The 13,104-nt window shown below is 63.9% G+C and carries 15 protein-coding genes; 12 read left to right on the top strand and 3 right to left on the bottom strand.

The window, feature by feature from the left end:
- The first annotated feature begins 6 nt into the window (after window positions 1-6).
- The 3 genes from AC1DVS_RS23070 to glnA all read left to right on the top strand — a co-directional run bounded on the left by AC1DVS_RS23070 (window position 7) and on the right by glnA (window position 2,581).
- Window positions 7-546 carry an RNA 2'-phosphotransferase gene (locus AC1DVS_RS23070; RefSeq protein WP_478026730.1) on the top strand — a complete coding sequence of 180 codons (540 nt, stop codon included), beginning with the start codon at window positions 7-9 and terminating at the stop codon, window positions 544-546.
- A 186-nt stretch (window positions 547-732) separates the two neighbouring features.
- Window positions 733-1,071 (top strand): P-II family nitrogen regulator, encoded by a 339-nt coding sequence (locus tag AC1DVS_RS23065; RefSeq protein ID WP_332718811.1) that lies wholly within the window; start codon window positions 733-735, stop codon window positions 1,069-1,071.
- A gap of 97 nt (window positions 1,072-1,168) precedes the next feature.
- Window positions 1,169-2,581: a type I glutamate--ammonia ligase gene (gene glnA / locus AC1DVS_RS23060; protein ID WP_478026728.1), complete on the top strand. Its 1,413-nt coding sequence runs from the start codon at window positions 1,169-1,171 to the stop codon at window positions 2,579-2,581.
- 342 nt (window positions 2,582-2,923) lie between these two features.
- Here the strand turns inward: glnA and AC1DVS_RS23055 are convergent, their stop codons facing one another.
- Window positions 2,924-3,304, bottom strand: a complete 381-nt coding sequence (locus AC1DVS_RS23055) for a VOC family protein (RefSeq protein ID WP_478026727.1) — start codon at window positions 3,302-3,304, stop codon at window positions 2,924-2,926.
- A gap of 296 nt (window positions 3,305-3,600) precedes the next feature.
- On the opposite strand from AC1DVS_RS23055, the gene AC1DVS_RS23050 reads away from it, so the two are divergent.
- From AC1DVS_RS23050 to AC1DVS_RS23040, 3 genes are all read left to right on the top strand, one after another.
- Entirely contained in the window at window positions 3,601-5,457 is a 1,857-nt protein-coding gene (locus tag AC1DVS_RS23050) for an AsmA family protein (protein WP_478026725.1), read from the top strand.
- Between the two features lie 263 nt (window positions 5,458-5,720).
- Complete coding sequence (locus AC1DVS_RS23045; protein WP_478026723.1) at window positions 5,721-6,491, top strand: SPFH domain-containing protein; 771 nt, start codon at window positions 5,721-5,723, stop codon at window positions 6,489-6,491.
- 129 nt (window positions 6,492-6,620) lie between these two features.
- On the top strand, window positions 6,621-8,411 hold the full coding sequence (locus AC1DVS_RS23040; RefSeq protein WP_478026721.1) for a vWA domain-containing protein: 1,791 nt from the start codon (window positions 6,621-6,623) through the stop codon (window positions 8,409-8,411).
- A 40-nt stretch (window positions 8,412-8,451) separates the two neighbouring features.
- Here AC1DVS_RS23040 and AC1DVS_RS23035 read toward each other — a convergent pair whose 3' ends face one another.
- Entirely contained in the window at window positions 8,452-9,243 is a 792-nt protein-coding gene (locus AC1DVS_RS23035; protein ID WP_478026720.1) for a hypothetical protein, read from the bottom strand.
- A 112-nt stretch (window positions 9,244-9,355) separates the two neighbouring features.
- Between AC1DVS_RS23035 and AC1DVS_RS23030 the strand changes: the two genes are divergently transcribed.
- Genes AC1DVS_RS23030 through AC1DVS_RS23005 form a run of 6 tightly spaced genes read left to right on the top strand, consistent with a single transcriptional unit; the run spans window position 9,356 to window position 12,522 of the window.
- Window positions 9,356-10,096, top strand: a complete 741-nt coding sequence (locus AC1DVS_RS23030; RefSeq protein WP_478026719.1) for a prolipoprotein diacylglyceryl transferase family protein — start codon at window positions 9,356-9,358, stop codon at window positions 10,094-10,096.
- Window positions 10,029-11,492, top strand: coding sequence for a radical SAM protein (locus AC1DVS_RS23025; RefSeq protein ID WP_478026717.1), 1,464 nt, complete (start codon window positions 10,029-10,031; stop codon window positions 11,490-11,492). The genes AC1DVS_RS23030 and AC1DVS_RS23025 overlap by 68 nt, the downstream gene beginning before the upstream one ends.
- Window positions 11,492-11,746, top strand: a complete 255-nt coding sequence (locus AC1DVS_RS23020) for a hypothetical protein (protein ID WP_478026716.1) — start codon at window positions 11,492-11,494, stop codon at window positions 11,744-11,746. Before AC1DVS_RS23025 ends, AC1DVS_RS23020 begins: the two co-directional genes overlap by 1 nt.
- Window positions 11,747-11,780: 34 nt before the next feature.
- On the top strand, window positions 11,781-12,014 hold the full coding sequence (locus AC1DVS_RS23015) for a hypothetical protein (protein WP_478026715.1): 234 nt from the start codon (window positions 11,781-11,783) through the stop codon (window positions 12,012-12,014).
- The gene (locus AC1DVS_RS23010; RefSeq protein WP_478026713.1) at window positions 12,011-12,298 is read left to right on the top strand and encodes a hypothetical protein; all 288 of its coding nucleotides are present in this window, start codon (window positions 12,011-12,013) and stop codon (window positions 12,296-12,298) included. The genes AC1DVS_RS23015 and AC1DVS_RS23010 overlap by 4 nt, the downstream gene beginning before the upstream one ends.
- Entirely contained in the window at window positions 12,295-12,522 is a 228-nt protein-coding gene (locus tag AC1DVS_RS23005) for a hypothetical protein (RefSeq protein WP_478026711.1), read from the top strand. The genes AC1DVS_RS23010 and AC1DVS_RS23005 overlap by 4 nt, the downstream gene beginning before the upstream one ends.
- Window positions 12,523-12,533: 11 nt before the next feature.
- Here AC1DVS_RS23005 and AC1DVS_RS23000 read toward each other — a convergent pair whose 3' ends face one another.
- On the bottom strand, window positions 12,534-13,016 hold the full coding sequence (locus tag AC1DVS_RS23000; RefSeq protein ID WP_478026709.1) for an N-acetyltransferase family protein: 483 nt from the start codon (window positions 13,014-13,016) through the stop codon (window positions 12,534-12,536).
- Between the last annotated feature and the right edge of the window lie 88 nt (window positions 13,017-13,104).

Raw genomic sequence — 13,104 nt, 5'->3', positions numbered from 1 at the left:
GCGCCCATGGCTACCGACCAAAACATCTCCAAAACCCTTTCCTTCTGGCTGCGGCATCGCCCCGATGCTGCCGGGCTGACGCTCGATGCACAGGGCTGGACCGATACCGACGTGGTTCTGTCCGCGTTCGCCGCCGAGAAGGTCGATTGCGATTGGGAGCGGCTGATCTCGATCGTCGAGACGAGCGACAAGCAGCGGTACGAGATGTCGGCCGATGGCAGCCGCATCCGGGCGCGGCAGGGGCACTCAGTCGAGGTCGCGCTTGACTGGCCGCAGGTCGATCCGCCCGAATTCCTCTATCATGGCACCGTCGAGCGCTTCCTGCCGGCGATCCGTGCCGACGGCCTGCGCCCGATGCGGCGGCATCATGTCCATCTCTCGCCTGACGAAGCGACCGCGACGATCGTCGGCAATCGGCGCGGCAAGGCGATGATCCTGACGATTCGGGCGCGCGACATGGCGGCGGGGGGTCACGCCTTTTTCCTGACCGGCAATGGCGTGTGGCTGACCGATCATGTGCCGGCGTCATTCCTGCGCGAGCCCTGATACCTTCTGCGCGTCGGACTGCCGCAAAATAGGGCAGCAGCTGCCCGCCTGCATGGACGTTAGGCATTTGTTTACGCGGCCAGCTGCCCTCGGCTAGGGCTGGTAGCGGCTCGCGCGGCTGGCACGCTTGTTGTAAGGGTGGCCGACAGGGCAGTCGTATGCATCAACTATCGGGGGCGTACCCAAGTGAAGAAGATCGAAGCCATCATTAAGCCGTTCAAGCTGGATGAGGTGAAGGAGGCGCTTCACGAAGTGGGCGTATCCGGCATCACCGTGACCGAAGCCAAGGGCTTTGGTCGCCAGAAGGGACATACCGAGCTGTATCGCGGCGCGGAATATGTCGTCGATTTCCTTCCCAAGGTGAAGCTCGAGGTGGTCGTCGAGGACGCCCTGGCCGACCGTGTCGTGGAGGCGATCGCCGCCGCCGCGCAGACCGGCCGGATCGGCGACGGCAAGATCTTCGTGATTCCGGTGGAGACGGCTCTGCGCATCCGCACCGGCGAGCGGAATGAAGACGCTATTTGACGCGGCGCAACATATTGTGACAACGCGCGCGTCCGGGTGACAACATGATTCCCGATTCTGTCGGGCAGACAATCGAAAACGAAAGGGTATGGGGCATATGGCGAATTCGGCGAATGACGTCCTCAAGATGATCAAGGACCAGGAGATCGAGTGGGTCGATCTGCGGTTCACCGATCCCAAGGGCAAATGGCAGCATCTGACGATGGTCGCGGGCGTTGTCGGCGAGGACGAGCTGACTGACGGCTTCATGTTCGACGGCTCCTCGATCGCCGGCTGGAAGGCGATCAACGAATCCGACATGATCCTGAAGCCGGATCTCGACGCGGTCTGGACCGACCCGTTCTCGGCGACGCCGATGCTGATCCTGGTGTGCGACATCGTCGAGCCTTCGACCGGCGAGCTCTATGCCCGCGATCCGCGTTCGACCGCGAAGCGCGCCGAGGCGTATCTGAAGACCACCGGGATCGGCGACACGGTCTATATCGGCCCGGAAGCCGAGTTCTTCATGTTCGACAACGTCCAGTTCGAGAACAGCTACGCGACCAGCTATTACAAGATCGACGATATCGAGCTGCCGACCAACACCGGCAAGGAATATGAGGGCGGCAATCTGGGCCACCGTCCGCGCGCCAAGGGTGGTTATTTCCCCGTGGCACCGGTCGATTCGGCAACCGATATCCGCGGCGAGATGGTCTCGACCATGCTTGAAATGGGCCTGCCTTGCGACAAGCACCACCATGAGGTCGCGGCTGCCCAGCATGAGCTCGGCCTGACCTTCGGCACGCTGACCACCACCGCCGACCGCATGCAGATCTACAAATATGTCTGCCACAACGTGGCCCAGGCTTATGGCAAGACGGTCACCTTCATGCCGAAGCCGATCAAGGAAGATAACGGCTCGGGCATGCACACCCATCTGTCGATCTGGCAGGGTTCGACCCCGCTTTTCGCCGGCAATGGCTATGCGGGGCTTTCCGACACCTGCCTGTATTTCATCGGCGGGATCATCAAGCACGCCAAGGCTGTCAACGCCTTCTCCAACCCGACCACCAACAGCTACAAGCGGCTGGTGCCGGGTTACGAAGCGCCGGTGCTGCTCGCTTATTCGGCGCGCAACCGCTCTGCATCGTGCCGCATCCCTTATGGTGCGGGCGCCAAGGCGAAGCGCGTCGAAGTGCGTTTCCCCGATGCGATGGCCAACCCGTATCTCTGCTATGCGGCGTTGTTCATGGCCGGCCTGGACGGCATCCAGAACCGCATCCATCCGGGTGAGGCAATGGACAAGAACCTGTACGACCTGCCGCCGGCAGAACTCGCCGAGGTTCCGACCGTTTGCGCTTCGCTCCGCGAGGCACTCGAGTGCCTGGCGGCCGACCACGACTTCCTGCTCAAGGGCGACGTGTTCACCAAGGACCAGATCGAATCCTATATCGAGCTGAAGATGGAAGACGTGGCGCGCTGGGAAATGACCCCGAGCCCGGTCGAGTTCGACATGTATTACAGCTACTGATCCTTCGGATCGGTTGAGATTTGAAGGGGCGTCCGGGTGACCGGGCGCCCCTTTTTCGTTTTGGCGGGTCTGCTCCTCCTTGAAGGCTGCTGGATGCAGGCTGCGCAGAAATCCTTCTCCCCCTGTGGGAGAAGGAGGGAGGAGCGAAGCGACGGAAGGATGAGGGGGAATGAGGTTTGGGACATCAATCGAGAGTCCCCCTCACCCTTCCCGTGCTTCGCACGGGCCCCTTCCCTCTCCCACAGGGGGAGAGGGAGAAAGAAGCGTCGCGCGACGCGTGAATGCGTAGCCCTTCAGCTGGAAGGGGCTGAAACCTTCCTCCCCGCTTGGTCGCATTCAACTCTAGAGCGGTCGGCAGCCGACCTCGACCAGGATGTTGCCGGGCGCGGTGCAGTAGAAGACATAGCCGCCGTGAATATCGCGCGGCTCGTGCCAGAACGGCGTGTCAGCCGCTTTGAGCGTGGCGTAGACAGCGTCGACCTCGGCGCGCTCGGGCAGCAGAAAGCCGATATGATAGGTTTGCGCGGCGATCGCGACCTGGTCGGTTCCGCCATATCTGGCGAAGGGCCGGCTGATGATGAGGACCATTCCGGCATCGTCGCGCAGGATCGCCAGCGCATTATCCCCGCGCGTTTCCTCGTGGCGGAGGCCGAAGAAGCGGACGAAGAAATCGCGGGTGGCGGCTACGTCCGGAACATGAAGATCGAGATGATTGAGTCGCATGGTTCAGTCCTTCCAGATGAACCGCGCGGAGGCGAAAAGACCCTGTTCGTCCAGACACACCCACGCGGTCCCACGAGCGGCATGCTCGTGTTTCGCGCCGTGGGTTCTCACGAGCCGGAGCTCGAGGAGCAGAACTTCCGGGAGCGGAAGCAGCCGGGCTTACCTATCCGGCCGGGTCTTTTTCGACCTCGGACGCATAGCAGGCGCCACGTCGGCGTTCAATCCGGCCAACGCTTGCGCTCGCTGCCCGAGCCTCTATCCGGAACGAACGCGCGGCCGGTTCGTCCTTTCCCGCAATGAATATCCGCACCGTCTTCGCCGATCGGCGACTCCATCTGATCGCCGGCGGCGTGGTTGCGTTGATCGCGGTGGCGCTGATCGTCCTCGCGATGATGCCCTGGGGGGCGTTCAAGCCGAGCATCGAGCGCGGGCTGAGCGAGCGGTTCGGGCGGGCGGTGACGATTGGCGCGGTCAAGCGGGTCGACAGCTTTTCCTTCACGCCGACGGTGGAGATTCAAGCTCTACGCGTGCCGCAGGCGGCATGGGCAGGCAGCGGCGACCTTGCCCGGATCGAGCGGGTTCGGGTGCGGTTCTCGGCTTTCCAGCTGTTGTTCGGGCGTTTCAGCCCGGGTGCGATCGACGTGGACGGCGCGCATCTCGTGCTGGTTCGCGATCGTGATCGACGCAACAACTGGGTGAAGCCCGGCGAGACCGGCGGCGGCGGCAGTCCGCTGGCGCTGAAGGGCCTGCGGATCGCCAATTCGATGATCCTGTACCGCGACGCGTTTCAGGACCGGAGCTTTGCCGCGAAGATCAGCGCCGACCCGGCGACCGGCGTGACGATCAAGGGCAGCGGCAAGGTGCGGGGCGAGCCGGTTACGCTCTATGCCCATGGCCCCGCGATCGAGCAGGGTGCGGGCAAGCCGTGGCCGTTTCAGGCCGGCATCGATGGCGCCGCGCTGACGATGGCGATCAAGGGCATGGCGGATGGGCCGCTCGACCTCAGCCATATGACTCTCGATGTGACGGCGCGGGCCGATGATCTGAAATTCGTCGATGCGATTATCGAGGCTGGGCTGTTCGGCACCAAGCCGGTGCAGCTCGCAGCGCATGTCCGGCGCGACGGCACCGCGTGGAAGGTCAATGGCGTGACCGGGCGGATCGGCAGCTCGGACATTGCAGGGCATGTCGATGTCGACAAGGTCGATGGGCGGACCAAGCTGAAGGGCGAGGTCTCCTCCAACGCGCTCAACTTCGACGACTTCGCCTCGCGAGCGGGTTCTGCCGCCGCGGCCGTGAAGCGGCAGGAGATCGGCCTGCGGATCGTGCCCGATACGCGGATCAACATCCGCAAGATCACCCATACGGACGGCACCATCGCCTTCACTGCGCGGCGTATCGTCGGACAAGGGGCGCTGGCGGCGATGAAGGGGGTGCTGACGATCGATCACCAGCTGCTGACTATTTCTCCCTTCACGCTTCAGCTCACGCGCGGCGCGATCACGGGATCGATGCGAGTCGATCAGCGGGGCGGCCGGCAGGTGCCGCTGGTGACGATCGACCTCGCCATGCGTGACAGCAGCATTCCGGCGCTGGCCGGCGGCGGCGGCGACGTCGATGGGCGGGTCGACGGGCGGGTGAAGCTTACCGGCACCGGCAGCACGATCCGCGAGGTGGTGGGCGCCTCGAACGGCCTGGTCGGCCTGGTCGCGCGGGATGGCACGCTGCCCGCCGACATCGCGTCGCAGCTTGGGTTCGACGTGGTGCACGGGCTGTTCGGCAGCGGGGATGAGCCGGCGGGGCTGCGCTGCGTCGTGTTGCGGCTCGGGGTGAGGAACGGCGTCGGGACCGCTGACCCGTTCCTGATCGACACCACCGCCAGCCAGGCGATCGGCCATGGCACGATCAGCTTTCCCTCCGAGGCGATGGGGCTGAGCCTGAGCGGCACGCCGAAAGGCAATGTGATTATCAAGCTGCCGGGTGCGATCATCGTCAGCGGCACCATCCGTGAGCCGCATGTCGGCACAACGCCGGGGGTGAAGTCAGTCGGCAATATCTTCAAGGCGATCGGGCGGGCGATCAGCGGGGATAATGGGCCGCGGGCAACCGATGCGGATTGTGAGGGGTTGGCGAAGCGGGCTTTGGGTGGGTGAGCCCCTCGACAATCGTCATGCCGGACTCGTTCCGGCATCCACTCCTCCGCGAGAGTCGAGAAGCCTTGGTTTGCGGCACAGTGGACCCCGGAACAAGTCCGGGGTGACGGCGGTGGGTGTTGGGGGCGACAGCTGACTCATGCAGTTTTTGCATGCATGATTGCTGTCCAGCATCTTCCACGGTGCATTGCGCAGGCGTAAATAGAGGCTCGCGGCATTCGCCGCGCCACGCCGCTTGCTCGCGGCATCTTCGGGGCATTTCGATGCTTTTCTCCACATTGCTGTTCACCCTGGTGCCGGTCGGCATCATACTGCTCGTGCTCGCGCTCAAATCCTTCGGCATCAACCAGGAATATGAGCGCGGCGTCGTCTTCCGGCTTGGCCGGCTCCAGGCCACCAAGGGACCTGGCTGGTTCTGGCTGATCCCGATCGTCGAGCGGGTCGTGAAGGTCGATATCCGCACCATCACCTACGCGCTCGACACCCAGGAAACCGTGACGCGGGACGGCGTCGCGGTGCGCGTCAACGCAGTGCTCTGGTTCCGCGCCTTTGATGCGGCCGGTGTCGTCACCACCGTCGCCAACTGGAAGTCGGCGATTATCCAGGCGGCCGAGACGGCTCTGCGCGACGCGATCGGCCAGAGCGATCTCGACCAGATGCTGAAGGACCGCACCACGATCAACACGCGGTTGAACGAGCTGCTGACCGCGACCTGCAACCGCTGGGGCGTCGAGTTCGACGCCGTCGAGATCAAGGATCTCGACATCCCGCCGCAGATGCAGCGCGCGATCGCGCGCGAGGCCGAGGCTGTGCGCGAGAAACGCGCCCGCATCATCAAGGCCGAGGGCGAGCAGGAGGCAGCGCGCAAGCTCTCGGATGCGGCGGCGATCATCGCCGAAGCCCCGGGCGCGCTCGAGCTGCGCCGGTTGCAGACCCTGGCGGAGATCGGCGTCGAGCATAATTCGACGATCATCGCGATGTTTCCGACCGAGATCCTCGAGGCGTTCAAGAAACTGCCGAAAGCCGCTGCGTAAAGCCGCCGGGAGTCCGGGAGAAATCCCGGACTCTTCGCGCATGCAGCGTTTCGAATCGCCACGTTTATTTCGCCTCCCGAACGATGTGGATTGATGATATATTGTCCCGACTTGCAACGGGAGAGCGTCATGAAAACAGCGTCGGTTCACAACCTTGCTTTGACTCTGGCGGCGCTGCTGCTGCCCATAGGCGCCTCCGCTCAGGTCCTTCCGGACAAGGACCAGGACCAGAACAACGCCGACATCGTCGTGACCGGTGCGCTCAAAGTCCGGCAGGGCGGCGCACAGGACATCAAGCATTTCCGCGCGATCGCTACTGAGGTTGGCTTTCCCCAACCAGGCTCGCTCAGCATCGAGGGACTGATGGGCGAGCATGACCTGACCCTGCCCGCCTCGGCGGCGTGCGCCAAATTATTCTGCCTGGTCAGCGAGGCAATGCCCGCTGCCCTGCCGGGCCGTGACGACCAGCTCTTCGTCGGGTTCGGCTTCGCCTCCAACATCGACGCCGCCAAATGGCGCCGCGCGCCGCTCGACCTGATCGCGGTGATCGACAAATCGGGCTCGATGAGCGGGCAGCCGCTCGCACTGGTCCGGGCCAGCCTGCGCCAGATCGTCAGCCAGATGCGCGAAGGAGACCGGCTCGGCATCGTCCTCTATGGCGACACTGCTGCTGTGTATCTCCAGCCGACCGACTATGCCGGCAACAAGGAGACGTTGCTGAAGGCGATCGACGGAATCGAGAGCGCCGGCTCGACCTTCATGGAGGCGGGCCTCAAGGTCGGCTACGAAACCGCCCTTGCCGACGCGCCGCACTTCAAGGGCAATACGCGGATGATGCTGTTCACCGACGAGCAGCCCAATGTCGGGCGCACCGACGCCGAGAGCTTCATGACGATGGCGGACGAAGCCTCGCGCCGGGGCATCGGGCTGACCACGATCGGCGTCGGCGTTCAGTTCGACGGCGCGCTCGCCAATCGTGTTTCGAGCGTGCGCGGCGGCAATCTGTTCTTCATCGCCAATGACGAGGATGTGAAGACGACCTTCGAGAAGCAGCTCGACACGATGGTGAGCGAGCTTGCCCATGACCTGAAGATGACGATGCGGCCGGCGCCCGGCTATCGTATCTCGGGCGTGTACGGCGTGCCGGATGGCGTGATGACCCAGACGCCCGAGGGGGCGATCGACATTGTCGTGCCGACCGTTTTTCTCAGCACCAATGGCGGCGGCATCTTCGCGACCGTCGCAAAGGCCGAAAGCCGGGCCGATCTACCCAATGCGCCGATCGCGGCGGGTGCGCCGCTGATGGAGGTTTCGCTCGACTATCGCATGGCGGGCGATGGCGGGACGGGTGGCGATCGTCTGGCGGTGACCGCCGCAACCGAGAGGCCAAGCGCGCCGCTCCGCACCGCGCATTTGCTGGTGGACGAATATCTGGCGCTGCGCGGCGCGACGATCGCCTTCCACGAGAAGAATGATCCCAAGACCGCCTTTGCTCTGCTCGACGGGCTTACCACTCGGCTGCGCGGATCGGGCCTGCCCGATATGGCCAAGGAGGAAAAGCTCGCCGGCGACATGCGGGGCCAGGCCGCGCTCTATGCCGGCTATGGCGGCGAATTGCCGAAATCGATGCGGCATCTGGCGGTGGTCGGCAAATGGGAGATCATCCGGGCCGAAGGCTTTGAGGATCTTCACCGCGGCGACCGGCTCCAGTTCACCGGCAACAGCCAGATGCTGACCTATCACAAAAAGGCTGGCTTCGAGCAGGCTGACGAGACCGAGTTCTACGAGATCAACGAGCATGCCATCCATCTCGTCCAGTCACGACTGGTAATGCGTTATGATGCGGCATCCGACCGGCTGACGATGTCAGTGAACGACGCCGATGGCCGATCGGCGCTGGCGTTGCGGCGGCTCGACTAGAAGGACGGCGGGCCGGCTCCAGCAGGACCGGCCCGCATCCCTAACGCCAGTCGCCCAGATCGATCGATGCAATCGACGCGGCAAGATCGGGATGCGCCCGCCGGGTCGCGGCGATTGCCTTGCAGAACGGCCCGCGCAGATAATCCTTCAGGTCGCGCTCGGCGGCTTTCTCGTCGGCGCCCGAGAGCAGGACGAAGAGCGCGAGGGCGGTAACCAGCGCGTTTTCGGACAGATAACCCTGGCTGCGCATTTGCCAGCCCTGTTCCGATTCGCTCTGAAACTGGCTGAAGTTCTTGGCCGAGTTTGCGAGAAAGGTGCCGAAGCCGAGGAACACCGCGCCGAGATCGGTGGCGTGTTCGTTCAACTCGCGGCCGCCGGGCGACCTCGTCTCCGCGGTATGAAGCAGATAATGCGACAATTCATGCGCGAAGGTCGCCACCAGGCTGTGCGGATCGGCGAGCGCCGAGGGGTTGTAGGTGACATAATAGCGGCCGTTTTCATGGCCGAACGTCCCCAGCGGCGGCGGGCGGGTCTCGTGGCGTAGCAGATGCGCCGTCGCTATCTTGGTCTCCCGGCTTGGCGCGCCGGGTATCAGGTCGCACTGCCATTCAGTCATATTGCACAGCGCCTTGACCTGACCGAACAGCTCAAGCGCCCGCTCATGCCCTTCGAGCCTGCTCGCCGGAAAGAAGGCGGTGACGGGCAGCACCAATGGCGTTGCCCGCACCCGCTCCACGCCGCCGAATTCCTGCATCATCCAGGCGAAGCAGGCGAGCAGCCACTCATATTCGTCCGGATCGACCGGCGGCCTGGCTTTGAACAGACCCAGCATGAACTTCCCCCCGCACGATCAGCGCGAAGCTTACGACAGGCGACAAGCAGACAGCAACCGGCTGAGACGATGCGCCCTTCCCCGTTACGGCCGGTTCTGGCACTCCGCTTTCATGATCCACATCCCGACCGCGCCGTGGTTCCATTATGTCGGCGATCTGGCTGCATGGATCGCGGCGTTTCTGGGCGGTCGCTGGGTGTATCGGCACCGGCACGCTTCAGTCGTCGGGCTCGCCCGGCAGACTGAGCCGGGCTATTTCATTGCGCTTGCGATCGGCGCGGTGATCGGCGCCTGGGGGACGGGGTCGCTCAATACCTGGCGGCTGGCGGCGCCGACGCTTTCGCACAGCATCGCCGGCGCGCTGGCGGGGGCGATCGTCGGCGTGGAGCTTTGGAAATGGCGCCATGGCGTCCGCGGATCGACCGGCGGGCCGTTCGTTATCCCGCTCTCGCTCGGCATCATTGTCGGGCGCTGGGGGTGCCTGTTCGCGGGGCTGGCGGACCAGACTTATGGGGTGCCGACATCGCTGCCCTGGGGGGTGGATCTTGGTGACGGCGTGGCCCGGCATCCAGTCGAAATCTATGAATCGCTGGCAATGGCGCTGTTCCTGGCCGCCTATTGGCCGGCGCTCGTCCGGGGCAGAAGCTGGGCGGTCGAGCGGGGCTTCCATGCCCTTGTCCTGGCCTATGCCGTGCAGCGATTTGCGTGGGAGTTCCTCAAGCCCTATCCAGCGCTGATCGGACCATTCAACCTGTTCCATTTCGCGATGATTGGACTAGCCGCTTATGCCCTTGTCTGGATCGCTCGCGGAAAGTCCCGACCCGAGCCTGGCGTCGCCGCCACCCGAGCGTAAGGCCGCGCCCTATATCTTCCACGGACAGACGACGAGCCTGTGCGAGACCTGCCTGGTGCCGGTCCCGGCCAAGGTGATCATCGAGGATGATCTGGTTTTCTACCAGAAGCGCTGCCGCGAGCATGGCGTGCAGAAGACGCTGATCAGTGACGATCTCGAGTACTGGCGGGCGCAGAAGCTGTGGCTCAAGCCAGGCGACCGGCCGCTCGCGCCCCAGACCCGCACCGAGGCGGGCTGCCCGTTCGACTGCGGTCTTTGCCCCGACCATGAACAGCATAGCTGCCTTGCGATCGTCGAGATCAATTCCGCCTGCAACCTCGCCTGCCCGGTGTGCTTCGCCGATGCTGAGGATGTGCACGGCGCGCATCTGCCGGTCGCGACGGTCGAGCGGATGCTGGATGCGCTGGTGGCGAGCGAGGGCGAGCCTGACCTCGTCCAGCTTTCGGGCGGCGAGCCGACCATTCATCCGCAGTTCTTCGAGATCCTCGATGCGGTGAAGGCGCGGCCGATCCGGCATGTGATGATCAACACCAACGGCGTGCGGATCGCGCAGGACCCGGCATTCGTCGAGCGGCTGGCGAGCTATGCGCCGCGGCTTGAAATCTATCTCCAGTTCGACAGCCTCAATGATGATGCGCTGATGAATTTGCGCGGCGCCCGGCTGTCGCGCATCCGGCAGCAGGCGCTGGAGGCGCTCGAGCGGGTCGGCCTGTCGACCACCTTGGTCGCGGTGGTGAAGCGCGGCGTGAACGATCATGAGGTGGCTGACATCATCCGGCACGCGCTGGAATGGTCGTGCGTGCGCGGGGTGACGTTTCAGCCGGTACAGGACGCCGGCCGCAATGAGGGGTTCGACGGCAAGGCCAACCGGATCCTGCTGACCCAGATCCGCCGCGAAGTCGCAAAGGCCGATGTGTTCGGGATCGAGGACATGATCCCCCTGCCCTGCAACCCCGATCAGATCTGCATCGGCTATGGATTGCGGCAGGGGAAGAGCGTCACGCCGATCACCTCGCTGCTGCCGCGCGACATCATCCTGAGTGGACCGAACACGGTCAGTTACGAGGCCTATCCGAAGCTGCGCGAAAGCATTCTCGATCTGCTGAGCCTTGCGACGGCGCAGGCCAATACCGAAGAGAAGCTGGCAGGGCTGCTCTGCTGCCTGCCCCAGGCGATGGTGCCGCAGGATCTGAGCTATGCGAACAGCTTTCGCGTGGTGATCCTGCAATTCCTCGACCGCTATAATTTCGATCTCGCCACGGTGAAACGCAGCTGCGTCCATTTCGTGACGCCCGAGGGGCAGATCATCCCATTCGACACGTACAACAGCTATTACCGACCGGGCGCCGAAGGGGCTGGCGTGCTGGCGCGGGCACGTGGGGGAGAGAGGCTGTGATGAAATTCTTCGGCGGGTTGCTGTTGGGTGTCGGCATCCTGATCGCGACGCTGAGCGGCCTGTGCAGCGCTTTTTTTCTGGTGACGTCGTTTACCGACTCCGGCGGCGAGTTCAGCGGAACAATGATTTTGCCGTTTGTCGCGGTTATCGGCGGACTCCCGTTCCTGAGCGGGATCGGGCTGTTCTTCTGGGGCCGATGGCTGCTGCGCCGCGCGCGGGAGCGGGAGGAAGACTCGTCGCACAAAGAGCCCTGATATCACCAGCGCGCCGGCATATCCGCAAAGCGAGATGGTCGAAGGCGCCGGCAATCGCCCGACAATGTCGAAACCAAGCCACTGCGTCGGGTTTCTGCAATTCCTCGATCGCTATAATTTCGGGCTCGCCACGGTGAAACGAAGCTGCGTTCATTTCGCGACGCCCGAGGGCCAGATCATTCTGTTCGACACGTACAACAGCTATTATCGTCCGGGTGCCGAAGGGGCTGGCGTGCTGGCGCGGGCTCGTGGGGGAGAGAGGCTTTGACCAAATTCTTCGGCGGGCTGTTGATGGCGATCGGCATCCTGATCGCGACGCTGAGCGGCCTGTGCAGCGCCTTTTTTCTGGTGATCACACTGGGCGACACCAACGGCGCCCAGTTCGGCAACGCCCCCATGCTTCTGATGATCGCGATTATCGGCGGCCTGCCGTTCATGAGCGGAGTCGGGCTGTTCGTTTGGGGTCGATGGCTGTTGCGCCTCGCGCCGGAGTGCGAGGCCGAGGAGGGTGCAGGCAGGGACGGGGGCAGGAACGACGGCGAGCGGCCATGACCAAATTCTTCGGCGGGCTGTTGATGGCGATCGGCATCATAGTCGCCACGCTGACTGGCCTGTGCAGCGCATATTGGCTCATTCTTTTCCTGAGCACCGGTTTCAAAGGCGAGCTCCTGCTCGCCCTGATCGGGGTCGTGAGCTTATTCCCGTGTGCCGGCGGTGTCGGGCTGTTCCTCTGGGGACGCTGGCTGGTCCGCACGGCGCGAGCGCGCGGGAAATAGCGCGGTACGGTTCAGAGCGTCTTGAACATCACCAGCGCATCGACATAGCCGTAAGCGGGATGGTCGAAGGCGCCGGGCAAGCGCCCGACAATGTCGAAGCCAAGCGACTGCCAGAGCTTCACCGCCCGTTCGTTCGTGCTCACCACGAAGTTGAACTGGATCGCGTGGTAGCCCTGCTCGCGGGCGTGGTTCAGCGAGTGCTCGCACATCGCCCGAGCAATGCCGCGGCCGCGCGCCCCAGCGCTGGTGATATAGCCGCCATTGCATACGTGGCGCCCACCGCCTGCCTGGTTCGGGCGGAGATAATAGGTGCCTAGGATCTTGCCTTCGTCTTCAGCGACGAACACCTCGTTGCCGGGGCTAAACCAATAATCGAGGCCCTCGGCTTCAGTCGCATTGCGATCGATCGCGTTGGTTTCGCCGGCAGCGATCGTTGGTGCGATCACTGACCAGATGGCGGCGCTGTCATCGGGGCGGGCGGGGCGGATCAGCATATTCTCACTCCGGTTTTATGCACGATGCAGGTCCTTTTCGCGAGGATAGCTGGCAGTCAGGAAGCCGCCGCCCAGCCTGTCCGGACTG

The organism is Sphingomonas sp. P3_C5 (assembly GCF_056402635.1).
This window is presented reverse-complemented; position numbering and strand designations above follow the sequence as displayed.